Origin of the sequence: Photorhabdus sp. RM71S (assembly GCF_042879355.1) — a bacterium.
In the GTDB taxonomy this organism is placed as follows: domain Bacteria; phylum Pseudomonadota; class Gammaproteobacteria; order Enterobacterales; family Enterobacteriaceae; genus Photorhabdus; species Photorhabdus kayaii.
Window position 1 is genome coordinate 146,631 of record NZ_JBHFKV010000008.1, and the last position, 23,632, is coordinate 170,262.

At 41.7% G+C, this 23,632-nt stretch carries 23 protein-coding genes and 2 pseudogenes; 17 read left to right on the plus strand and 8 right to left on the minus strand.

Translation table 11 applies throughout. The features are described 5' to 3' along the window. Window positions 1-56 precede the first annotated feature (56 nt). Window positions 57-737: a uracil-DNA glycosylase gene (gene ung / locus ACGF5R_RS07105; RefSeq protein ID WP_036777820.1), complete on the minus strand. Its 681-nt coding sequence runs from the start codon at window positions 735-737 to the stop codon at window positions 57-59. A gap of 647 nt (window positions 738-1,384) precedes the next feature. Here ung and ACGF5R_RS07110 point away from each other — a divergent pair. Together ACGF5R_RS07110 and ACGF5R_RS07115 are read left to right on the plus strand one after the other, a co-directional pair. Next, window positions 1,385-2,401 carry a phospholipase gene (locus tag ACGF5R_RS07110; protein ID WP_262980147.1) on the plus strand — a complete coding sequence of 339 codons (1,017 nt, stop codon included), beginning with the start codon at window positions 1,385-1,387 and terminating at the stop codon, window positions 2,399-2,401. A gap of 15 nt (window positions 2,402-2,416) precedes the next feature. Then, a complete protein-coding gene (locus ACGF5R_RS07115) occupies window positions 2,417-3,004 on the plus strand; it encodes an ankyrin repeat domain-containing protein (protein ID WP_112876382.1) in 588 nt (195 codons plus the stop codon). A gap of 31 nt (window positions 3,005-3,035) precedes the next feature. Here ACGF5R_RS07115 and ACGF5R_RS07120 read toward each other — a convergent pair whose 3' ends face one another. After that, window positions 3,036-3,224, minus strand: a complete 189-nt coding sequence (locus ACGF5R_RS07120; RefSeq protein WP_112876381.1) for a hypothetical protein — start codon at window positions 3,222-3,224, stop codon at window positions 3,036-3,038. A gap of 570 nt (window positions 3,225-3,794) precedes the next feature. On the opposite strand from ACGF5R_RS07120, the pseudogene ACGF5R_RS07125 reads away from it, so the two are divergent. Then, window positions 3,795-4,025 (plus strand): annotated as a pseudogene (locus ACGF5R_RS07125) (IS3 family transposase); the annotation flags it as partial. A gap of 117 nt (window positions 4,026-4,142) precedes the next feature. Next, the gene (locus ACGF5R_RS07130; RefSeq protein WP_387690271.1) at window positions 4,143-5,168 is read left to right on the plus strand and encodes an IS630 family transposase; all 1,026 of its coding nucleotides are present in this window, start codon (window positions 4,143-4,145) and stop codon (window positions 5,166-5,168) included. A 358-nt stretch (window positions 5,169-5,526) separates the two neighbouring features. Here the strand turns inward: ACGF5R_RS07130 and ACGF5R_RS07135 are convergent. Continuing rightward, window positions 5,527-6,024, minus strand: a pseudogene (locus ACGF5R_RS07135) (winged helix-turn-helix domain-containing protein); the annotation flags it as partial. Between the two features lie 313 nt (window positions 6,025-6,337). Between ACGF5R_RS07135 and ACGF5R_RS07140 the strand changes: the two are divergent. Beyond that, entirely contained in the window at window positions 6,338-6,856 is a 519-nt protein-coding gene (locus ACGF5R_RS07140) for a DUF6622 family protein (RefSeq protein WP_112876379.1), read from the plus strand. A gap of 449 nt (window positions 6,857-7,305) precedes the next feature. Here the strand turns inward: ACGF5R_RS07140 and srmB are convergent, their stop codons facing one another. Further along, complete coding sequence (gene srmB / locus ACGF5R_RS07145) at window positions 7,306-8,643, minus strand: ATP-dependent RNA helicase SrmB (RefSeq protein WP_262980197.1); 1,338 nt, start codon at window positions 8,641-8,643, stop codon at window positions 7,306-7,308. A 153-nt stretch (window positions 8,644-8,796) separates the two neighbouring features. On the opposite strand from srmB, the gene ACGF5R_RS07150 reads away from it, so the two are divergent. Further along, on the plus strand, window positions 8,797-9,531 hold the full coding sequence (locus ACGF5R_RS07150; protein ID WP_112876377.1) for a tRNA1(Val) (adenine(37)-N6)-methyltransferase: 735 nt from the start codon (window positions 8,797-8,799) through the stop codon (window positions 9,529-9,531). Between the two features lie 67 nt (window positions 9,532-9,598). Here the strand turns inward: ACGF5R_RS07150 and nadB are convergent, their stop codons facing one another. Further along, window positions 9,599-11,203: an L-aspartate oxidase gene (gene nadB, locus ACGF5R_RS07155; protein WP_387690273.1), complete on the minus strand. Its 1,605-nt coding sequence runs from the start codon at window positions 11,201-11,203 to the stop codon at window positions 9,599-9,601. A 203-nt stretch (window positions 11,204-11,406) separates the two neighbouring features. On the opposite strand from nadB, the gene rpoE reads away from it, so the two are divergent. The 11 genes from rpoE (at window position 11,407) to acpS (ending at window position 20,980) form a co-directional block, all read left to right on the plus strand. Further along, a complete protein-coding gene (rpoE, locus tag ACGF5R_RS07160; RefSeq protein WP_112876375.1) occupies window positions 11,407-11,976 on the plus strand; it encodes an RNA polymerase sigma factor RpoE in 570 nt (189 codons plus the stop codon). Between the two features lie 39 nt (window positions 11,977-12,015). Further along, window positions 12,016-12,666, plus strand: coding sequence for an anti-sigma-E factor RseA (gene rseA / locus ACGF5R_RS07165; RefSeq protein ID WP_112876374.1), 651 nt, complete (start codon window positions 12,016-12,018; stop codon window positions 12,664-12,666). 5 nt (window positions 12,667-12,671) lie between these two features. Further along, window positions 12,672-13,628: a sigma-E factor regulatory protein RseB gene (gene rseB / locus ACGF5R_RS07170; protein ID WP_112876373.1), complete on the plus strand. Its 957-nt coding sequence runs from the start codon at window positions 12,672-12,674 to the stop codon at window positions 13,626-13,628. After that, window positions 13,628-14,092 carry a SoxR-reducing system protein RseC gene (rseC, locus tag ACGF5R_RS07175; protein ID WP_112876372.1) on the plus strand — a complete coding sequence of 155 codons (465 nt, stop codon included), beginning with the start codon at window positions 13,628-13,630 and terminating at the stop codon, window positions 14,090-14,092. Before rseB ends, rseC begins: the two co-directional genes overlap by 1 nt. Before the next feature lie 286 nt (window positions 14,093-14,378). Next, a complete protein-coding gene (lepA, locus tag ACGF5R_RS07180; protein WP_112876398.1) occupies window positions 14,379-16,175 on the plus strand; it encodes a translation elongation factor 4 in 1,797 nt (598 codons plus the stop codon). 20 nt (window positions 16,176-16,195) lie between these two features. Beyond that, on the plus strand, window positions 16,196-17,176 hold the full coding sequence (lepB, locus tag ACGF5R_RS07185) for a signal peptidase I (protein WP_112876371.1): 981 nt from the start codon (window positions 16,196-16,198) through the stop codon (window positions 17,174-17,176). A gap of 301 nt (window positions 17,177-17,477) precedes the next feature. Then, window positions 17,478-18,158, plus strand: coding sequence for a ribonuclease III (rnc, locus tag ACGF5R_RS07190; RefSeq protein ID WP_112876370.1), 681 nt, complete (start codon window positions 17,478-17,480; stop codon window positions 18,156-18,158). Continuing rightward, window positions 18,155-19,063 (plus strand): GTPase Era, encoded by a 909-nt coding sequence (era, locus tag ACGF5R_RS07195; protein ID WP_112876369.1) that lies wholly within the window; start codon window positions 18,155-18,157, stop codon window positions 19,061-19,063. Before rnc ends, era begins: the two co-directional genes overlap by 4 nt. 10 nt (window positions 19,064-19,073) lie before the next feature. Further along, complete coding sequence (recO, locus tag ACGF5R_RS07200; RefSeq protein ID WP_387690275.1) at window positions 19,074-19,799, plus strand: DNA repair protein RecO; 726 nt, start codon at window positions 19,074-19,076, stop codon at window positions 19,797-19,799. Window positions 19,800-19,868: 69 nt separating this feature from the next. Continuing rightward, window positions 19,869-20,600, plus strand: coding sequence for a pyridoxine 5'-phosphate synthase (gene pdxJ, locus ACGF5R_RS07205; protein WP_112876367.1), 732 nt, complete (start codon window positions 19,869-19,871; stop codon window positions 20,598-20,600). Further along, window positions 20,600-20,980: a holo-ACP synthase gene (gene acpS, locus ACGF5R_RS07210; RefSeq protein WP_262980144.1), complete on the plus strand. Its 381-nt coding sequence runs from the start codon at window positions 20,600-20,602 to the stop codon at window positions 20,978-20,980. Before pdxJ ends, acpS begins: the two co-directional genes overlap by 1 nt. Before the next feature lie 2 nt (window positions 20,981-20,982). Here acpS and ACGF5R_RS07215 read toward each other — a convergent pair whose 3' ends face one another. The 3 genes from ACGF5R_RS07215 to ACGF5R_RS07225 form a co-directional block, all read right to left on the minus strand. Next, a complete protein-coding gene (locus ACGF5R_RS07215) occupies window positions 20,983-21,243 on the minus strand; it encodes a YfhL family 4Fe-4S dicluster ferredoxin (protein ID WP_112876365.1) in 261 nt (86 codons plus the stop codon). A gap of 578 nt (window positions 21,244-21,821) precedes the next feature. Continuing rightward, window positions 21,822-22,652, minus strand: coding sequence for a phage tail protein (locus ACGF5R_RS07220; protein ID WP_387690277.1), 831 nt, complete (start codon window positions 22,650-22,652; stop codon window positions 21,822-21,824). Window positions 22,653-23,052: 400 nt separating this feature from the next. Next, window positions 23,053-23,487, minus strand: coding sequence for a tail fiber assembly protein (locus ACGF5R_RS07225; protein WP_112876364.1), 435 nt, complete (start codon window positions 23,485-23,487; stop codon window positions 23,053-23,055). Between the last annotated feature and the right edge of the window lie 145 nt (window positions 23,488-23,632).

The window sequence follows — 23,632 nt, forward strand, 5'->3', positions numbered from 1 at the left end:
AGTAATTTTAGTTCAGTAATAAGTATCAATGCCGCTCCAACAGGGGCGGCATTTTTTTATTGTGGCAACTCAGGTGTCCAGTTAATTGGCGCGATGCCTTGTTTTTCTAGCAATGCATTGGCTTTTGAAAAGTGTTTGCAGCCAAAGAACCCTCTGTGAGCAGATAGTGGAGATGGATGAGGTGCTTTGAGAACATGGTGTTTATTAGCATCAATAAAGTAGCCCTTTTTCTGAGCGTGGGAGCCCCAAAGCAGAAAAACGACGCCTGAACGGTGCTCATTGATAGCGGCAATGACTTTATCAGTGAAAGTTTCCCACCCCAGATTCGCGTGGGAGTGTGCATTACCACGTTCTACGGTGAGTACGGTATTGAGTAGTAACACCCCTTGTTTAGCCCAACTGACTAGGCAACCGTGATTTGGATGCTGGAAGTCAGGTATATCGGATGCCAGCTCTTTGTACATATTAACCAGAGAAGGTGGCGCAGGAATACCCGGTTGTACAGAAAAAGAGAGGCCATGTGCCTGATTGGGGCCGTGGTAAGGGTCTTGCCCAAGTATCACCACCTTAATATCAGCCAATTCGGTGTAGCGGAATGCATTAAATACATCCTGTTGTGGCGGATAAATAGTTTTACCTGCCTGACGTTCTTTTGCGACATAGGCCAGCGTGTCGAGAAAATAGGGCTGTTTTTTCTCGTTACCGATTACGTCGTGCCATGTGAGGGGTGCGGACATAGTAAATCCTTTTTATATAATTACCAAATGGATGTTAGCTTACCGATTACAAAATCAGAGGAAAACCTTTGATGCATACTAAAACTAAATTCTTGATAACTATTTCAATGTTGTAAAGTATTTTTGAAAGTTTATCCAAAAAATTGCTTTGAGGTTAGCTATAGAAACTTATTTAAAACGTAAGGTAGCAGTATGTTTTATAGTAACTATATGAAATTAACTGTTTTGAATCAATGAGTATCCTCATTTGTGTGGGTATATAGGAATGAGGCATATTGTTTTGACCAAATAACCAAGATAAGTCATTGATAATTTGGTTTATTGTGCGAACGTAGAGATAGAAATGATTAAAGGTATTTAACACCGTGAAGGGCCAGATTGTGGTTAAGGATAAGCTGGATCGTTTGAATATTGTATGAAGCCAAAACAGTATTTGTTGTAAGTAGTCAGTTCACTTTGACTCTTTTCTGGCTATTTATTGACAAATAATAGGTAGAAATTTCTCTGTTATCAGAGAGAAGAATCACAGGTGGTTAATTTTATTAACAAAATTTAAACATTGATTTAACTTAATGGCGTTCTCTGCCGATAGATTAGTTGTACTGATTAAATCGTCGATTATTTTCAGCTATCCTTAGGGGAATTTTATGAGTTTATCAATTGAAATGAATCTATCAGTCGATTCAAGTTTTCCCGTTTTAAATAATCTTCAACTTGTTACACCGCCTTCTGTTCCAGACCAGAATATTGAAAAAACGACCACTGAAGTTTTTTCCCTCTCGGAAATAACTAAACAAAATAATAGAGTCTATCAATCATTAATTAATGAACAGAGTATTAACGTTAATTTAAAGTCAATCACAGGAATTAAGTCTGAGCAAATTAGTGGTAAGCAATCTCATGAGATTGATTATATGTTGACCTTAATTTCTGATGATGTTTACATACGCACCACGATGGGAATAGGTGATTATGTTCGTCTTTCTGATGGTGAATTATTAAAGGCAGGAATAGAGCCGGCAAATTTAAGGGATGAAACAACAGGCTTTCAGGCAGGTATTTATCGGAATGACGATCTCTACATAGTGGCTTTTGTGGGCACTAATGATTTGAAGGATATATTAACTAATTTACGACAAGGTTTTGGATTTGATGAAGCTCAATATCATCAAGCAATTGATTTAGCTCGTACTGCCAGAATAGCATTTGGGGAAAACTTGTTATTTACTGGGCACTCTTTGGGAGGTGGATTAGCCGCGACAGCCGCATTATCAATTGGAAAGCCTGCGGTAATATTTAATTCAGCTGGTGTTTCTGACAATATGATGAAAAATTTGGGTTTTTCACCTCAAGAGGGTAGGGCTATCGCTGAAAATGGATTGGTACGCCATTATGTTGTGGAGCATGATTTACTTGATGCATTACAACAAAAACTGCCGGTATCTCAGCCAATAGGACATAAAATCTTACTGAAATATAATGATGATTCGGAAGAATCAGGCAAAGGTTTTCCTAATAATCTGATACGTGGATTAAAAGCACATTCTCTTGAAAAGGTGCTGGAATTATTAACGATATACAAACCTTGGTCATCTTTAAATGATGAACAGCAAGAAGAATCTCTAGTCATGCTTAATGAACCGGATCTGAGCATTTCCGCATAATTAAAGAGAAGTGTGATGAAAATTAATGAAGTAATTGAGCCTGAATCGGAACTAGATTGTCAGCGGAGTGAAGAAAATATAACTCCGTTACAATGGGCGATATTCAATCAGCGAATGGATGATGTTAATAATTTGCTGAGGGATGGAGCTGATCCTACTCAACCTGGGTTGCAACAAGAAAGTGCTTTACATACGGCTGCAAAAATCAACAATCCTGATTATCTTAAATCTTTATTATCATTCTCGCCTGATGTGAATATTATTCATCCTGTCACTTTAGCAACACCTTTACATGCTGCGGTTCAGGTAGGGAGAAAGGTTCAGGTTAAATTACTGCTGATAGCAGGAGCTAACCCCAACTTGGCTAATCGGGTTGGGGATACTTCGTTACATATTGCAGCTAAAATTAACTCACCGGAACTGGCGTTGATATTGTTGAAGTCAGGCGCTGATCCCACATTACAGAATAAGCAGCAGTCAACGTTCCAGATCTATTTCAATCTCACACCACTGAAAGTACGTAGCCGTGAGATGCAGGCTGAATATGATAAAGTCAATAATTGGCTGAAAGCGCAGCAAGTCAGCCGATATTATTTAAAGTAAGATAAAAACGGGCTATTTGGCCTAATGCCAGTCAGTTAAGCTGATTGGCCTCTATTTTTACCGGGTATTTTTGCGGTTTACGCCTCACTACTCTCGGATATTTTCTGTCAGGAAGCTTCGCTGGTAATTCAAACATGCTTAATGTTTCCAATAAGTAAGCATAGCGCTTAGGTAAATTACCTGCACTAGGATATTTTTGCTGAGAAGAGCGAATCATCATGATGAGGTTACCTTGTCAGGAACGGCATTGTTTATATTTTATTCAATTTCGAGATCAAGGGAAGTATTTAGAGGTTCTCGTAAGTTGTTTGGCGTAGAATGTTAAATTATTTATTTTTTCGAGAAAATGTTTCTTTATTTATAACTAATAGGGAAAAAATCAAATTAATTTACTGATGTAGCATGTTTTTGTGAAAAACAAATAATAGAACTCGTAATTAACATTAAATAATATTCACTTATTTAAATTATCTTTGATCTTTATCTCAAAAAAATAGTTCATATTTATTTAACTTTAATTTAAAGGTAGAAAAATGAACTTGGGATAAGTGTTATATTTATATTGCATTCACTCATATAAATTGGCGGTAACATGGTTTTTTTGAAAGTAATTTTTCTCTAAATAACTGTTAGCTGTGAAGCAGAATTTATGGTCGCTTTAAGACTGATCATTTATTATAGATGATCAAAAACTTGCGTGATTGCTAGAATAAACTCGCTAAGATTTAAGGAATTCATTATGGACAAGTCTGATCTGAAATTTAACAATAACCTGAAAGAAATTCTAAAACTGGAAAGCAGTATGAGTGAGCGTGGTAACTACCATGATAGTGTGGTAACTGAAAATTTTTTCCTGTTGCTGAGACGGGATTGTATTAAGCGAAAAGTTTACTCGATTCTGGAAGAAGCCAGAAGCGATATTTTTGATTACATCGAGATGTTCTATAGCAGTAAGTGCAGACACGGCTCTAGTAATAAAATGTCTCTTTCTGATTATGAAAAAGACTATTTTCAACATATTACATTTGGTTTCATTTGTTGGATTTTAATTGATAAATTTATATGTTTTTTATGGGGTTATACCCGTGCTCATTGAAACTGCTTGATTTTCGCCCAAATGAGGTTCATGGTATCCATCATGAAAATATTCATTACCGATGAACAAAAAGCCGAACTTGAACACCTTCATCACACCTGCCGTGATAAGCGGGAGTGTGATCGCATCAAAGCGGTCCTGCTGGCTTCTGAGGGCTGGAGTTCTGTCATGATCGCTCAGGCCCTGCGCCTGCATGAAATGACCGTTAATCGTCATATCAGCGATTACCTTAATCACCGCAAACTCAAGCCCGACAATGGCGGCTCTCAGAGCCACCTCAGCGAAACACAGACGCAGGAACTTATCGCTTATCTGACCGCGAATCTTCTGCCCACCACACAGGCGGTTATCCACCTTGTCAAAGAAGCGTGGAATATCAGTTACACCGTTCCCGGCATGAATAAATGGCTGCACCATAATGGATTCAGTTATAAAAAACCTTGTGGCGTCCCTCATAAATTCGACGCAGAAAAACAGCGACAATTTATTGAATATTATGAAAATCTTAAAGTTACAGCGAAAGACGAACCCATCCTTTTTCTTGACGCGGTTCACCCGACTCAAGGTACCAAACTCGGTTATGGCTGGATGCGAAAGGGCGAGAAAAAAACAGTCAAAACAACAGGAAGCCGGACTCGCCTGAATCTATTGGGCGCGCTCAACCTGAATGCCATTGGTCGTACCGTGTTCCAGGAATATCAAACCCTCAATGACTACAATATTTGCTGTTTTTTTAATGAAATAAGAAAGTCTTATCCTGACTATGATCAAAAAATTCATCTTATTGTGGATGGGGCGGGTTACAACAAAGCTCATCTTGTGAAGGAGTGGGCTTATGTTAGCAATATTGAATTACATTACCTTCCTCCATACAGCCCAAATTTAAACCCGATAGAGCGATTATGGAAGGTCATGAATGAACAGGTTCGAAATAACCGTTATTTCGCGGATAAACATGAATTTCGAGACAAAGTGTTCAAATTTTTCACTACAACGCTACCTGATATAGCGGACTCGCTGACGTCCAGAATTAACGACCATTTTCAGGTGCTAAAAACTGCATTTTGAAGTTTATTGGGTATATTCTACATGAAATACCAAATTTCTTTATCACTGTATATATGAATTGGTGCAGTTTAAAAATTGCATTAGTATATTTTAAGAGTCAGTTTCGATAGTGTAAAGGAAACAATAATGAAAAATGAAGAGAGTACTTTGAAAATAATGCTGTCAGAAAAAAACGTTCTGCATTAGTACTGGCTGGCACTTCAGAAGTGGGAATGAGTATTATCGACGATCTCATTGTGCAACAATATAATGTTACGTTTACTTGGTGGCAAGGAGATAGCAGAGCTGAAGAGTTAACAAAAAAATATGGTAATCAGGTAAAGGCGATACAGCTTGATTTGACGTGTGAAGAGAGTGTCATAAAAGGCTCATGGTCTCCGGCTTCCTGTTTCAGTTTCCCGTAGGTTTCCATAAAGGCCCGTTGCTGTTCCGCGTTGAACTTGTGTGGCACGCTGGTCGGTTTTTTATCACTGAACCCATTGTGGTGCAGCCATTTATTGATGCCGGGAACGGTGTAACTGATATCCCACCGTTCTTCGACAAGGCGGATAACCGCCTGTGTGGTAGGCAGAAGATTTGCGGTCAGACAAGCGATAAGTTCCCGCGTCTGTGTTTCGCTGAGGTGGCTCTGAGAGCCGCCATTTTCGGGCTTCAGTTTGCGGTGATTAAGGTCATCGCTGATATGACGATTAACCGTTGTTTCATGCAGACGCAGGGCCTGAGCGATCATGACAGAACTCCAGCCCTCAGAAGCCAGCAGAACCGCTTTGATGCGATCACATTCCCTCTTATCACGGCAGGTGTGATGAAGGTGTTCGAGTTCGGCTTTCTGTTCACCGGTAATGAATATTTTCATGACGGATACCATGAGCCTTAGTTTGGGGAAAATCAAGCATTTTCAATAATCACAGGTATAAACATTTTCTCTTTTATGAAATAAACAAATATATAGCACTTGTCTGGATGAGCGTCTTTGTTATTAATGGCGTGATAAACGACTACTTCAGTTGGACGATCTATCTGCGTTTGGTTTCTTTAGGATTTATTGTGATTGCCATAATTGTGTCTAAGTACGTACCGGGCGTGATGAGAAATCATTACAGGAACAAGCAAAAAACTATTTCTACAGTGTAGTCTTCTTAACTCGCAAAATATGAAAGGAGAATAATATGTCACTGACCACCATTATTAAAGATACCCCAATATGGGTCTGGATTCTTTTTGCTTTTCTCATCAGGCGTGGGATCAGTGCCTTGTACGATCGTGAAATGCGAATTGATCGCCTTTTCTTACTACCAATAGTATTCTTGGTTTGGGGGGTATATAGCGTCATTTGTGAAACTACATTCTCAGATTTAGCTTTGATAACGATGATGGCGGGTTTACTCGTCGGGATTGTAATGGGATGGGGTCTGTGGCGCTCTCAACCAAGATTACGTGAAAAAGCAGGCAGTGATTTAATCATCCGTCCTGGCACTTCGTTGACGCTGACGCTGATTGTTATCACATTTATCGTTAAGTTTATTATTACGGCTATGTTAAGCATTCACCTCGTGTTGTTGCATTCGTTACATTTCAATCTGTTTTTTGGCTTTAGCAATGGTGTGCTTGACGGTATTTTCTGGGGCGGAACGCTAAATCTTTTTATTCCTTGGTACAGAAACAGGACCAAGAGCGTCTATAAATAGTGTTTATGAAACTCTAATACTCTCTGTTCTCCCCTGCCATGCTGTATCTGTGATGAGGGGAGGCCATTTGGATCGCCAGTCAGTGTAGTGTGAGTTACTGGTGTAAAGAGTATCCGCCTCACAAAATTATTAGTAAAAAATTAAATACAAATATTGATTTAGCTAATCCTTATTCCTCTGGGAAAAAGGGGGAATGAGGATATTAATGGGCTAATTAGGCAATATACTTTCCAAGAGGGGCAGATTTTAATGAAAGTTTCTAATCGGGACGGGAAATAAATTCTGTCATAAACCGATTAAATAATCGACTGCAAAAACTCGGGATGGCAAAATACCCGATAGATTATTTAAAGAAATAGAGAATGCTGAGAGCCTATTTACTCACAGAATAATCTGACTATGTGCAACTGCATATTATAATTAACGGGCCAACTGGCCCGTTTAAAGATTTACGCATCGCTACTGGTTGGTACTTCCGGTTTTGGATTACCGGAAGGTTTACGGCGTTTACCGATATTTTTGCTATCTCGATGACGTATTTTGACTTTTTTCTTCGAGTCTTCTGCTTTCTTTTTCTCTTTGCGTTTAGCCAATACTTTTTTCGATGGCTTATTGTGGGCTTTGTTACTTGGTGCTTTGGTTGTTGGGCGAAGTTCATCAACAATCCGCGACGTTAGTGGTTCATTCAGATAGCGACTGATTTTGCCTAATAAAGGATGATCATGTGCTTCCACTAAGGTAATTGCAGTACCTTTGCGACCTGCACGAGCTGTCCGGCCAATACGGTGTAGATAAATATCGGCGGTGCGCGGTAAATCAAAATTGAAAATATGACTGATATCATCAATATCCAATCCACGGGCAGCAATATCTGTTGCAACCAGAACAGTGATACTGCCATCATTCAGGCGCTTAACTGCTTCCGTCCTTTTAGCTTGTACCATTTCCCCTTCAAGGAATCGGGCTTTAATGCCGGCTTGATGCAATTCATCCACAAGTTCATGTACACGTTCACGTTTGCGAACAAAAATAATGGATTTAGTGACATCGGGTTGTTTTAGTAAATGGCAAAGTAGGGCTGTTTTGTGTGCCAAATTATCTGCACGGTAGTAAAATTGCTGGATTTTTTTGCGTTCACGGCGTGATGGTTCAGCATCAATTTCAACTGGATCTTCCAGTAAACGTTCAGCAAAATCACGGATGGCTTCCCCTTCCAGAGTAGCAGAGAATAGCATGGTCTGTTTGCGCCAACGGGTTTCACCCGCTATGGTTTCAATATCGTTGGCAAAACCCATATCCAGCATACGATCGGCTTCATCAAGGATGAGTGTTTCAACTGCCCGACAATCAAAGTTTTCTTCCTTGATATATTGCAGCAGACGGCCTGTAGTGGCGACGACAATATCTTGATTTTCGCTGAAAATTTCTGCGTGATTCATATAGGCTACGCCGCCAGTAATGGTCGCGATATCCAAATTGGTATGTGCAGCGAATTCTTTTGCCTGATCTGCCACTTGCATGGCTAGCTCACGGGTGGGCGTCAGGATCAGAATGCGTGGTGGTCCAGATTTCTTGCGTGGAAAATCTAATAAATGTTGCATAGCTGGCAGCAGGTAAGCGGCGGTTTTGCCGGTACCGGTAGGCGCTGATCCTAGTACATTACGCCCGTCCATTGCTGCCGGAATAGCCGCAGCCTGAATTGCTGTTGGGCGGGAATAACCTTTATCATTCAGGGCGTCAAGCAGGCGTTCATCAAGCTCAAGTTCAGAAAAGTTTGTTGCAGTCATCATATACCTCTGTTTAGGCCGCCGATTATAAACGGGTTGGGCGTATTGTTCATCTATTAAAGCGGTCAATTAAGGTAGATAGCTTTTACCGAAACATAATAACCTTTATCCTATGGCGAAATTTATTGTGCTAAATAGATATAGGTTATTAATTTGAAACAGAAACGACTTTTACGCCGGGATGGATTTACTTTCAAGCAATTTTTTGTTGGTCATGAGCGGTGTGCGATGAAAGTCGGAACTGATGGCGTTTTATTGGGAGCATGGGCTCCAGTGAGTGACAAAAAAGCGATTTTAGATATTGGCTGTGGCAGTGGGCTCATTGCGTTGATGCTAGCACAGCGTACGGATGAAAATACTAAAATTGATGCAGTGGAATTGGATACAGAGGCCGCATTGCAGGCGCAAGATAATGCAGAACAATCTCCGTGGCAGAAAAAAATAAATGTTTATCAGCAGGATATTGGTGATTTCGCTGAACAGTATTCGCAATGTTATGACTTAATTGTCAGTAACCCCCCCTATTTTGAACCGGCTGTTGCTTGTCGAAATGAGACAAGGGAACAGGCTCGTTATACGGGGTCGCTGACTCACCAGCGATTATTACAATACGCCGAGACGTTGATTACAGCGGATGGTCTGTTTTGTGTGGTATTGCCATATGCCATTGGTGAGGAATTTGAAACAATGGCATGTCGTCTGGGTTGGTTTTCCCATCATCGGGTCAATATCCGCGACAGGCAAAGTAAGCCATTGCATCGGATGTTATTGGCATTTTCCCGTCAGGAAAAAATCAGTTTAATCAGTGAATTGACTATTCGTCAACCAGACGGTACATATACGCAAGAATTTCAGCAATTGGTGACGGATTTTTATCTCTATTATTGAATTATTTTATGAATTGTGGAAAGAACCACGCCGGAGCGTGGTCATGCAGAAGTTTTGCTAGTAAAAATCAGGGCGTCAAAATCGTTGGTTTTGATTCTGGCAGTAAATCGGGGTAATCCAGTGTGAAATGCAGACCTCGGCTCTCTTTTCTTTCCAGCGCACAACGCACGATTAATTCAGCGACTTGCACCAGATTTCGTAATTCCAGCAGATTGTTAGAAATCTTGAAATTGGAATAATAATCGTGTATCTCCTGTTGCAGCATATTAATACGGCGCAGTGCTCGTTCCAGGCGTTTGGTTGTACGCACAATGCCGACGTAATCCCACATAAATAGACGTAATTCGTGCCAGTTGTGCTGTATGACGACCTGTTCATCTGAATTGTCAACACGGCTCTCATCCCAGAAAAGGAGTTGCGGTACTTCTTCTATTTTTTCGATCTGTTGTTGGATATCTTCTGCAGCAGACCAGCCATACACCAGACACTCCAGCAGAGAATTAGATGCCATACGGTTTGCACCGTGCAGACCCGTATAGCTGACTTCACCGATAGCATATAAGTTGTTGAGATCAGTATGTCCCTGATGATCGACAACAATACCACCGCAGGTGTAATGCGCGGCAGGAACGATTGGAATCGGCTCTTTTGTTAGATCAAAGCCCAGTGTCAGCAATTTTTCATAAATCATTGGAAAATGCTGGATAATGAAATCCGCTGGCTTATGGCTGATATCCAGAAACATGCAGTCAGCACCAAGGCGTTTCATTTCATGGTCAATTGCTCGTGCTACGATATCGCGAGGAGCTAGTTCAGCGCGTTCATCAAAATCGGGCATAAAGCGGCTGCCGTCTGGTCGTTTCAGATATGCGCCTTCACCTCGCAGGGCTTCTGTCAACAGGAAATTGCGCGCCTGTGGATGGAAAAGACAGGTCGGATGAAACTGGTTAAATTCCAGATTGGCGATACGGCAACCCGCGCGCCATGCCATTGCAACGCCATCACCGGATGAGATATCGGGATTTGTCGTATATTGATAGACTTTAGCCGCACCGCCTGTTGCCAGTACAACAACCTTAGCGCGATAAGTTTCCACCTGTTCTTGCTGACGGTTCCAGATATAAGCGCCGACGACTCGATTATCACCGTCTAACCGGGCTTTATTTGACGTAATTAAATCCACTGCGTTGCAGCGCTCTTTCACTGTGATATTTGGATGAGACATCGCTTTATCAACCAGTGTCGTTTCTACTTCTTTGCCGGTTGTATCAGCATGATGCAGAATACGACGATGGCTGTGACCACCTTCACGGGTCAGATGATATTGTTTTTCTCCATCTTCGCTGGTTTCTGTATCAAACATGACACCTTGATCAATCAACCATTGTACGCAATGACGGGCATTGCTGGTGATAAACTCAACAGCGCTTTTATCGCAAAGTCCTGCTCCGGCGATAAGGGTATCTTCGACATGAGATGCGATACTGTCTGTCTTATCAAATACAGCGGCGATACCGCCCTGTGCATAATAGGATGCACCTTCGCTAAGAATACTTTTACTTAATACCGTGACTTTATACTGTGAGGCCAGGCGTAAAGCCAGAGATAGGCCGGCGACACCGCTGCCAATAATAAGTACATCGCTGTAATGTTGAGAGAATAATGATTGCATAATTGATGATGTATGAATGAAGATGGGTAAAAATCATGTTAGCCTATCAGATATGATCAAAGCTATGATTGCAACAAAATGATGACAAAAATTGAACTTCGCAGAATTTTATTACTCAAAGCCATGCTTGCTCAGGAATAGGACAGCATGGTTGGTTCAGTAAATATCAATGTGGAGCTTTGCTTCGGGAGATTTAACCTCGAATGAGCGAGCAGTTAACGGATCAAATGCTGGTTGAACGAGTGCAGAAAGGTGATCAAAAGGCATTTAACCTACTGGTAATCAGATATCAGCATAAAGTGGCGAGTCTTTTATCCCGCTATATTCCGCAGGGTGATGTTCCTGACGTTGCTCAGGAGGCATTTATTAAAGCCTATCGTGCATTGGCTTCGTTTCGTGGCGATAGTGCTTTTTATACTTGGTTGTATCGTATTGCAGTAAACACTGCGAAGAATTATTTGGTTTCTCAAGGGCGCCGTCCGCCGTCCAGTGATTTGGATGCCAGTGACGCAGAAAATTATGAAACTTCAAATGCACTAAAAGAAATTTCGAACCCTGAGAATTTAATGTTGTCAGAAGAATTAAGGCAGGTGGTTTTCCGAGCTATTGAATCTCTTCCCGAGGATTTGCGAATAGCAATAACGCTGAGGGAATTAGATGGGTTAAGCTATGAAGAAATAGCTACCATTATGGATTGTCCGGTTGGTACGGTTCGTTCCCGCATCTTCCGTGCAAGGGAAGCCATTGATGATAAAATTCAACCACTGATTTAAAATTAAAAATAGTGGAACAATACTGAAGGGTACTTTGGCATGCAAAGAGAAAAACTTTCCGCATTGATGGATGGCGAAACTCTTGATAGTGAAGTCGTTAGTATTTTGTCTAAAGATTCTGTAATGCAGAAACGCTGGGAAAATTACCACTTGATCCGTGATACATTGCGCGGTGATGTGACGGAAGTATTGCATCTGGATATTGCTAGTCGGGTTGCATTGGCACTTGAAAAAGAGCCGGTTCATTTCACCCTTGGGGCTATACCTGAATCTCAGCCTCAACCAGAGAACTGGCAAAAAATGCCGTTCTGGCAAAAGCTTCGTCCTTGGGTGAGTCAAATGGTTCAAGTGAGTGTTGCAGCCTGTGTTTCGCTGGCAGTATTGGTTGGTGTACAGCAGTACAACAGCCATAGTGCTGAGGATCTTGAATATCAATCTGATACGCCCGCATTTAACACTTTGCCAATGATGGGATCGGCTTCTCCGGTGAGTTTGGGAGTGCCTTCTGGTGATGATATATTTGGCAATGATCCGCGCATTCAAATGCAGGAGCGTAATAAACGTATTAACATCATGCTGCAACAATATGAACTCGATCGCCGTGTGCATTTTAGGCAAAATGATGAACGGGGAATTTCACCACAGGTTGCTATTCCGGTTCCCGGAACGCAATCTTTAGGAACACAATAGCAGTAATGAAACATATTTGGTTCTCCGTTTGTTTGCTGGCGGGCGGCCTGCTTGCTCCTTTACAAGCCTCGGCACAGCTTAGCAGTGCTGAGGTTTTGTTGCGGGAGATGGGTAATGCCACTCGGTCACTAACTTACGAGCTTGCTTTTATTAATCTCAACCAGCAGGCTATTGTCTCAGTCCGTTATCGCCACGCTATTATCAATGGTATTCCAATTGCCCAGATTATGCAGATGGATGGTTCTCGTAGGGAAGTTGTCCAGCGTGGTAATGAGATCAGTTATTTTGAACCTGGATTGGATGCTTTTAGTCTTAGTGGTAATCATATTATTGATTATTTACCGACCGTCATTTTTGCTGACTTCAATCAGTTGAAAAAATATTACAATTTCATTGACGTTGGTCGTACCCATATCGGTGATAGGCCTTGTAGGGTTGTACGCATCACCTCCAAAGATGAAGTGCGTTATAATTATATTTTACTGATCGACGAAGAAACTCATTTACCATTACGTATTGACTTACTTGATCGTGATAGTGAGGCGCTTGAACAATTTAGGGTTGTTTCTTCTACCATCGATGGGGATATCAATGATGCAATGAGTGTGATTACTCGCTTAAATATGCCACCAATGCTGGTCATTCCACCATTAGAGAAGGTCGTATTTAATTGGAAGGTGGGTAAATTGCCGGCTGGTTTCGTTGAGGTTTCACGTAACCGTCGTAAATTGTCAAATAGTGGCGCACTTGAATCTATTATGTTCAGTGATGGTTTATTTAGCTTTTCTGTGAATGTGACTAATGCTGATAAAACCGGTAAGTTGGAATATCCTCTCCGTCGTGGGCCCCGAACGATTTATAGTGCAATACGTGGTGCAAATGAGGTGACAATTATTGGTGAATTACCATTGGCAACTGCCAAGCGTATCGCCGCTGGTGTCGCATTTATAGGAGCTGACTGATGGTTAAAGAGTGGGCAACAGTAATTCACTGGCAACAGGGGCGGGCATTATTACGTTATGGTTCCTCTTCTGGTTGTGGCAGTTGTCAGGCGCGAGCAACGTGTGGTTCTTATTTACTCAATAAATTAGGGTCTGATGGCATACATCAGCTTGAACTTGAGATTTTACAACCGTTGCAACCGGGGCAAAAAGTGGAAGTTGGAATCCCTGAAGGGAGCTTGCTGCGTTCGGCGTTGTTGGTTTATCTGACACCGCTTATTGGGTTATTCCTTGGTGGTGCACTTTTTCAGTTATGGGTGACCAATCAATTGTGGGTGTTTTGTGGCGGTGTTTTAGGAGGCGCGTTAGGATTCTTCTTTGCCCGCAAAATCGCTACTTACTGGGATAATCGGCAGGAATATCAACCTGTCGTTTTGCAAATCGGCTTGCCTCCTGATGCCATTCACATTCAGCATCGGGAATAAATCTATACCCAATGGATTTCAAGATGCATCGCGACGGCAAGGGAGTGAATTCCCGGGAGCAGCCAACAAAGAGGCAACTTGAAAGATAACGGGTATATTTTAGTTATCCAAAACGTTTAATGATTCATACCTTAAAGCTGTAGGCATGACTAGGTTTTCGTAGATTTGGCATGTAGAATACAGCCTTTCAGGCCGGTGGCCGACCTAATAAACCGTCGCTTTATGTCCCTCTGTGTGTCCATATAGGCGAATGATTCAGAAATATCAAGGCAGAAAAATATTTATAATGAAGCAAATACGAAATTTCTCCATTATTGCTCACATTGACCACGGTAAGTCGACGTTATCTGACCGTATTATTCAAATTTGTGGTGGCTTAACAGATCGTGAGATGGCAGAGCAAGTGCTGGATTCCATGGATCTTGAGCGTGAGCGTGGTATCACCATTAAGGCCCAGAGTGTTACTTTGGATTACAAGGCGAATGATGGGCAACTCTATCAATTAAACTTTATCGATACGCCGGGGCACGTTGATTTCTCATATGAAGTTTCCCGTTCACTAGCTGCCTGTGAAGGGGCATTGCTAGTGGTTGATGCTGGACAGGGAGTGGAAGCCCAGACGCTGGCTAACTGTTATACCGCGTTGGATATGAATCTAGAAGTTGTTCCTGTTCTGAATAAAATCGACTTGCCGGCGGCAGAGCCTGAGCGCGTAGCGGAAGAGATCGAAGATATTGTCGGTATTGATGCTACCGATGCCGTGCGCTGTTCGGCCAAAACGGGTGTCGGCGTACAAGACGTCATTGAGCGTTTGGTTAAAGAGATTCCAGCCCCGGAAGGCGATCCTGATGCGCCATTACAGGCTCTTATCATTGACTCATGGTTTGATAATTACCTTGGTGTTGTCTCTCTGGTGCGGATTAAAAACGGTACCTTGCGTAAGGGTGATAAAATCAAGGTAATGAGTACCGGCCAGGTGTATAACGCCGATCGCCTTGGCATTTTCACCCCTAAACGTGTTGATCGTGATGTATTAGATTGTGGCGAAGTGGGCTGGTTAGTTTGTGCAATTAAAGACATTCTTGGTGCACCCGTCGGGGATACCTTAACATTGTCCCGTCAACCAGCGGAAAAACCACTTCCAGGCTTTAAAAAAGTGAAGCCACAGGTTTATGCAGGGCTGTTCCCTGTCAGTTCTGATGACTATGAAGCGTTCCGTGACGCATTAGGTAAATTGAGTCTGAATGACGCTTCACTATTTTATGAGCCGGAAAGTTCTTCTGCGTTGGGTTTTGGTTTCCGTTGCGGTTTCCTTGGCCTGTTGCATATGGAGATTATTCAAGAGCGTCTGGAACGTGAATATGATCTCGACCTTATTACAACGGCCCCAACGGTTGTGTATGAAGTGGAGACAACTAGCCGCGATATTCTCTATGTGGATAGCCCATCTAAACTACCACCGCTGAATAATATTGAAGAGTTACGTGAACCAATTGCTGAGTGCCATATGCTATTACCTCAGGAGTATTTGGGGAACGTCATTACCTTATGTGTTGAGAAGCGCGGGGTGCAAACTAACATGGTTTACCACGGTAAACAGGTTGCACTGACTTACGAAATACCGATGGCGGAAGTGGTTTTGGACTTCTTCGATCGATTGAAATCTACCTCTCGCGGTTATGCTTCACTGGATTATAATTTCACTCGTTTCCAGTCATCTGATATGGTTCGTGTGGATGTATTGATTAATGCTGAACGAGTTGATGCATTGGCGTTGATTACTCACCGTGGCAATGCACAGTACCGTGGCCGGGAGCTGGTGGAGAAGATGAAAGAACTTATTCCTCGTCAACAGTTCGATATCGCAATTCAGGCTGCGATTGGTAATCATATTATTGCGCGCTCAACAGTGAAGCAATTGCGTAAAAACGTCTTGGCGAAGTGTTATGGTGGTGACGTCAGCCGTAAGAAAAAGCTATTGCAGAAACAGAAAGAGGGTAAGAAACGTATGAAACAAGTGGGTAACGTTGAGTTACCACAGGAAGCTTTCTTAGCCATTCTTCATGTTGGTAAAGACAATTAATAAGCTTGTAAGGAGTCTAAATGGCTAACACTTTTGCCCTGATCCTAACGTTGGCAACGTTAGTCACCGGCATTATTTGGTGTATCGATCGTTTCAAATGGGCACCAGAGCGCAAGAAAAAACTTGCCAGATTGCAGGAGCTGACTGAAGGTACAATGGATCAGGAGCATCTGGCTGAGACTATTAACAAGCCGACATGGGTGGATACCTGTTCATCTATTTTTCCTGTGTTAGCCGTGGTTCTGATCCTGCGCTCTTTTGTTTATGAGCCTTTTCAGATCCCATCGGGTTCCATGATGCCAACTTTATTGATTGGTGATTTCATTCTGGTAGAGAAATATTCATACGGATTGAAAGATCCCATCACTCAAACAACATTGATTAAGACTGGCGAACCAAAGCGTGGTGATGTTGCTGTATTTAAATACCCGTTGGATCCCAGTTTTGACTACATCAAACGCGTGGTTGGTTTACCAGGTGATAAAATTATTTATGATCCGGCAAAGAAAGAATTGCGTATTTTTTCTAATTGCAGTAAGACAGGGAATTGTCAGGGAGAACTACCGGTTTCTTACGGTTCACTATTTCCAAGTGAGTGGACAATGCAGCAATATGGTGTCGATTCCAATGGTGAAAGTTTGAGAAAGGTAGGTGTTTTCCAAATTCCTGTTGAAGAAACGTTGCCGCCTTACAGTATGCGGCAGGGTGAAAGAATTGAGAATTTGGACTCAGTGACCCATCATATTTTGGAGATTCCCGGTGTACTATCGGTACCTAATTTCCGTCAGCCTGGCTTGCCAGAGGGAATGTGGATTGTGCCCGAAGGCCACTATTTTATGATGGGTGATAACCGTGATAATAGCGCTGATAGCCGTGCATGGGGCTTTGTCCCTGAAAAGAATTTGGTCGGTCGCGCTTCCGCCATCTGGATGAGTTTTGAAAAACAGGAAGGAGAATGGCCTACCGGAGTTCGCTTCAGCCGTATTGGTGGAATTAATTAATATTTTTATATTAGCGAAGCATTAATTTTACTCGCAGTGTAGAATGTCCTTTCAAACTTAATGACTGGCTCCTATACCCAATGGATTTCAAGATGCATCGCGACGGCAAGGGAGCGAATCCCCGGGAGCATAGAGAACTATGTGACCGGGGTGAGTGAGTGCAGCCAACAAAGAGGCAACTTGAAAGATAACGGGTATATAAGGAGCCAGTGCAAACGCAACAGTTTTGTCAGGAGTTCCTGTTACAGGTCTGTTGCGTGTGCGTTTTTATTTGACGAATTCTGACCGATATTGGTAGCACATGAATCCCATCGTAATTAACAGATTGCAGCGTAAGCTGGGGTACACTTTTGATCAGCATGATTTGCTGATACAAGCGTTAACTCATCGTAGTGCCAGCAGTAAACATAACGAACGGCTGGAATTTCTTGGTGACTCAATCCTGAGTTTTGTTATTGCCAATGCGTTGTATCATCGCTTTCCTCGTGTTGATGAGGGGGATATGAGCCGCATGCGTGCCACATTGGTGCGTGGTAATACGCTGGCTGAATTGGCAAGGGAATTTGAATTAGGTGAATGCCTTCGTTTGGGGCCGGGGGAACTGAAAAGCGGCGGTTACCGCCGTGAATCAATACTGGCTGATACGGTTGAAGCGCTGATTGGTGCTATTTTCCTTGATAGCGATATCCAGACTATTGAAAGAATTATTCTGAGATGGTACGAAACCCGTCTGAATGAAATCAGCCCTGGCGACAAACAGAAAGATCCGAAAACTCGTTTACAGGAATATTTGCAAGGGCATCATCTGCCTCTGCCATCATATCTGGTTGTTATGGTTCGTGGTGAAGCTCACGATCAAGAATTTACTATTCACTGTCAAGTGAGCGGTATTGAACAGCCGGTTAAAGGAACAGGCTCCAGCCGTCGCAAAGCGGAACAGGCAGCGGCTGAGCAAGCATTAAAACAATTGGAGCTTGAATGAGCGAACAAGAAACCTATTGCGGATTCGTTGCAATAGTTGGACGGCCTAATGTGGGGAAATCCACGCTGCTAAATCAGCTTTTAGGTCAGAAAATATCTATCACTTCTCGTAAACCGCAGACGACCCGTCACCGTATTATGGGTATCCATACTGAAGGTGCTTATCAGATTATTTATGTGGATACGCCGGGATTGCATATTGAAGAAAAACGGGCAATTAACCGGTTGATGAACCGGGCAGCTAGCAGTTCTATCGGTGATGTGGAGTTGGTTATTTTTGTTGTCGAAGGGACTCATTGGACCCCGGATGACGAGATGGTACTGAACAAACTGCGTAATCTGCGTTGTCCGGTTTTGCTGGCTATCAATAAAGTGGATAACGTGACCGATAAAACCAGCTTATTGCCACATATTGGTTTTCTCAGTAAACAGATGAGTTTTCTTGATGTTGTTCCAATGAGCGCTGAAAAAGGCATGAATGTTGATACGATTGCCAAAATTGTGCGCGGATATATACCGAAAGCGACTCACCATTTTCCGGAAGATTACATTACTGACCGTTCTCAGCGGTTTATGGCTTCTGAAATTATTCGAGAAAAGCTTATGCGTTTTCTTGGTGATGAATTGCCATATTCTGTCACGGTTGAAATTGAGCAGTTCGTGGCGAATGAGCGCGGTGGTTACAATATCCATGGTTTGATTCTGGTTGAGCGTGAAGGCCAGAAGAAAATGGTCATTGGTAATAAAGGCAGTAAAATCAAGACCATTGGCATTGAAGCCCGTCAGGATATGGAAAGGCTGTTTGATGTAAAAATCCACTTAGAACTGTGGGTTAAAGTTAAAGCGGGTTGGGCTGATGATGAGCGAGCATTACGTAGCTTGGGTTACGTCGATGATTTGAAATAAGGCATCCCCTGTGGACGGTTGGCAACGTGTTTTTATTCTTCATGGGCGTCCTTACAGTGAAACTAGTCTGTTACTGGATCTGTTTACTGAAAATGAAGGGCGGATTAGCGTGTTGGCAAAAGGTGCGCGTAGCCGTCGTTCCAATTTGAAAGGCTGCTTGCAGCCCTTTACGCCATTGCTGGTTCGTTGGAGTGGGCGGGGGGCAATTAAAACGCTGCGTGATGCAGATCCTATCTCTCTGGCCCTTCCTCTTACCGGCAACGTATTGTACAGCGGTTTATATATCAATGAATTGTTGTCAAGAGTGCTTGAACAGGGAACGGCTTACCCCGCCTTATTCTTTGATTATCTCCAATGTTTGCAGGTTCTTGCTGCCAGTGAATATACACCGGAACATGCATTACGTCGGTTTGAACTGGCGTTGCTGGCAAATCTTGGTTATGGCGTTGATTATCTGCATTGTGCGGGCAGTGGTGAGCCGGTGGATGACACGATGACCTACCGTTATAGAGAAGAAAAAGGATTTATTGCTAGCTTGGTTGTTGATCATTACAGTTTTACCGGGTGCGAATTAAAATCACTGGCAACTCGTGAATTCCCTGATTCTACTATATTAAAGGCAGCAAAGCGTTTCACGCGTATTGCATTAAAACCTTATCTCGGTGGCAAGCCTTTGAAAAGTCGTGAATTATTTCGGCAGTTTGTACGTCAGAAGCCTGAAAAGAAAGAAAACTAATGAATTTGTTTCTCTTCAAGATGGAAAGTGTAAACTTGTCATATTCTAATATGACTACAGGAGATAAATATGGCTGAAGTATTATTAGGCGTTAATATCGATCACATTGCGACAGTGCGCAATGCCCGTGGTACCAATTATCCTGATCCGGTTCAAGCGGCTTTTGTTGCGGAACAGGCGGGAGCCGATGGAATTACCATTCATTTGCGTGAAGATCGCCGTCATATTACCGATCGGGATGTAGAACTGTTGAAAAAAACTATCCAGACTCGGATGAACCTTGAGATGGCTGTGACAGATGAAATGGTGGATATTGCCTGTCGCATTAAACCTGAATTTTGCTGTTTGGTGCCTGAAAAACGGCAGGAAGTGACAACAGAAGGGGGCTTAGATGTTATTGGTCAGAAAGATAAAGTTGCTGCGGCGGTTAAGCGTCTATCTGATGCGGGTATTCTTGTCTCGTTATTTATTGATGCGGAACATCGACAAATTGATGCGGCTAGTGAAGTTGGCGCACCTTTCATTGAAATTCATACTGGTGCTTATGCCGATGCAGAAAGTGAAGTAGAACAGGAAAAAGAGTTCCATCGTATTAAAGCAGCCGCGACTTATGCAGCGAGTAAAGGTCTAACGGTTAATGCGGGTCATGGGCTGACGTATCATAATGTACAACGTATTGCTGCTCTGCCAGAAATTTATGAGTTGAATATTGGTCATGCCATTATTGGACGTGCGGTATTCAGTGGCTTGACCGCTGCGGTGGCGGATATGAAAACCCAAATGCGGAAAGCTCGCCGTTAATGGCTATTATTGGGTTAGGTACAGATATTGTTGAAATTGCCCGTATTGAAGGGGTTGTCGAGCGCTCAGGTGAGCGCTTGGCAAAACGCATTCTCAGTGAATTCGAATGGGAACAATATCAGCAACATGAAAAACCGGTTCGTTTTTTGGCTAAGCGTTTTGCGGTAAAAGAAGCCGCAGCAAAGGCATTAGGAACGGGTATCCGTAATGGGCTGGCATTTAACCAGTTTGAAGTGGTCAATGATGCACTGGGAAAACCGATTTTGCGGCTCTATGGTGCGGCCGCAGTGTTGGCTCAGCAATTAGGGGCGACCTCTTTGCATGTGACATTGGCCGATGAGCGTCGCTATGCCTGTGCGACCGTTATTCTTGAGCGTTGATTTCAGATCTTATCTGCATGATGCAGTAATACAAATTTATCCCACAATTGCTCTTCTGTTTCCTGTTGGTCTGGATCGGTGATAATGGTATTATTTATCGGACAGACTGATTGACAGGTTGGAGCGTCATAATGACCGATGCATTCGGTGCAACGCTTGGAATCAATCTCATAAATTTCATCTCCCATTGATATAGCCTGATTGGGACATTCAGGTTCACACATATCACAATTGATACAGCTTTTTTTGATTAATAACGACATTTTAATAACTTAGTTTATTTTTCATTTTATACCAGTGTGTTATCGTCAGTTTTAATTTCTTACTATTACACACTTATTGTATTTTTATACGATATAAATTACATTGAAAAACCAAGTCTGGCAATAAAAAACCATAATAGATGAAATTTTTTCTATCTTAGAAAACGCTTATGTGTGAACTTTATTATTCAGTTAGCTATATAGGAAATAAGTCAAGGGCGTGTAAAACTTCCAATATTATGTAGTTAATAGGTCTTGAGAGAAAATAGCTTGGATGATAACAGAATATTTACAACCTATACCCAATGGATTTCAAGATGCATCGCGACGGCAAGGGAGTGAATCCCCGGGAGCATAGCAAACTATGTGACCGGGGTGAGCGAGTGCAGCCAACAAAGAGGCAACTTGAAAGATGACGGGTATAGTATTAGAGTAAATAAAATGATAAAGACCGGGTATTATTCTAATCCCGGTCTGTTTGTTAATTACAATAATGGCGCAATTGGCCAGTCAATTTCCGGTGCTTTATCAAGATAATTCTAAAGTCAGAGATAGATAACAACTATGAGTGTTGAAAGTTAGTTATCTGATACTCCTATTACGAATATGCGTACAGGCGGAAAGTGTGCACCGCGAGACTGCCAATGTGATATTATTACCAGGTTTTCTTTATTGATTTTTAATATTTCAGCTCCTTCACCATAGTTGCCTCCACTGGCAAATCCTCCCATACTTGAAAGTATAGCATGAGGTTCATAAGAGTATGCAATTGGGTATGTGATAGTGAATTTCCCCTCGTTAGCTAAATTTGGAGCCTTTGCATATACAGATTGTAATAAGATATATTTTCTCTTTGAACCGCTAAAAAATGGAATTTTAAGCGTTATGAAATTATCCCCTTGTGTAAACAGAGGAGTGCCTGCTAATAACAAGTCTAATAAACCGAGATTTTTCACAAACTCATTTTTGTTAGGAATATCTTGACCATTTTGGTTTTTGGCCAATCTGCCGTTAGCATTATCATTTATATCGGAAACAAGTTTCTGAGTTGCGGCCAGTGTATTACTATTGCCAATGATATCTGTGAGTTGAACAATACCTTTTTGTGTTAATGAGGCATCAGGAATTTTTGTTGTGATTTTTTTTTCTAACGCTTTATTTAATTGGGCGGTGAGTTTGTCTATATTACCATCATCGAGAACATCATTGCCAGATTGTGTTGCGATAAAGTTAGCGACTACAGATGATATGGTTGATGACTGACGTAATGCTTTATTTAATACATGAGTAGTAATACTCTCTGGTGGAAATCCAGTATTTAAACTCTCGTTCTCTTCATATTTTTCTTGGCTCACAACATTAGCATTGTTACTAATAGAAAAAGCCTTAAAATCATTTTTTGGACTCATGTTTTTCCCTCAAATTAAATAGTGTATTCTATAATTAATAATATTTAATTGTTATAAAGATAACTTTAAGAAATTCATAGTCTAGTTCGGTAAAATAATAATGAAATACTTTTATAACTTAGGCGATTAACTATTTATGTGTAGTTGATGATAATTGGTTGAATTTTTCAATCAAATAACCTGATATTGATAAATAGAATGGTGAAAATATATTTAAACCATAAAATCCTGTCAGGGTGAGCAGGAGGAGTAATAATGAGTCATTATTCTCCGGGAAAAAGTATATGATATTACTGGATTGGGTTGATATTTCAATGGTTCTTGATATTGCATAGCTAAAATACCAGAATGAATAGAGTGATAAAGACCGGGCGCTATCCTGATCCCGGTCTTTTATTAGTTACAATAATGGTAAAATTGGCCAGTCTATTTCCGGTGCTTTTGACGTATCAACCCGGTTAAGCATGATTCGGTATTTTTTCCATTCTTTGAGTAATCGCATTTCTTCGTCTGTTGCTATATCAAGTTCTTCTGAATCAGAAAGTGGGATTATTTTTTTATTCGCGTGAGATATAAATTGCGTTCTTTGGCTTTCCGCTATGGATATAAATTGCTCTTTTGTTGGTGGTGGAGTGTCTTCCCAACAAGGAAGACCATCTTCGCCACAGGAAAGTATTTTTCCGGTGGGAGGTATTTCCGAGAAATTATTGAATATGCTATCAGTTACAGATATGGGATCGTTTGGCCATGAGCCTGATTCAATATAATTCTGCTGTAATGATAGCGGATAAAATGATTTATTTGATGGACTGAATACATAGTTTTTGTTATTCATAATTCTTTGCCAATTTTCATTAAATAATCATAATAGGCAGATTCGACTAATAAGTGCAATTTTTCAGAAGGGCGGTCAGTTGCTATAGTAGGCATCTTTCTCGCCAAAGGAAAATGCACTATGGCCTATACACAACTGACCGAAA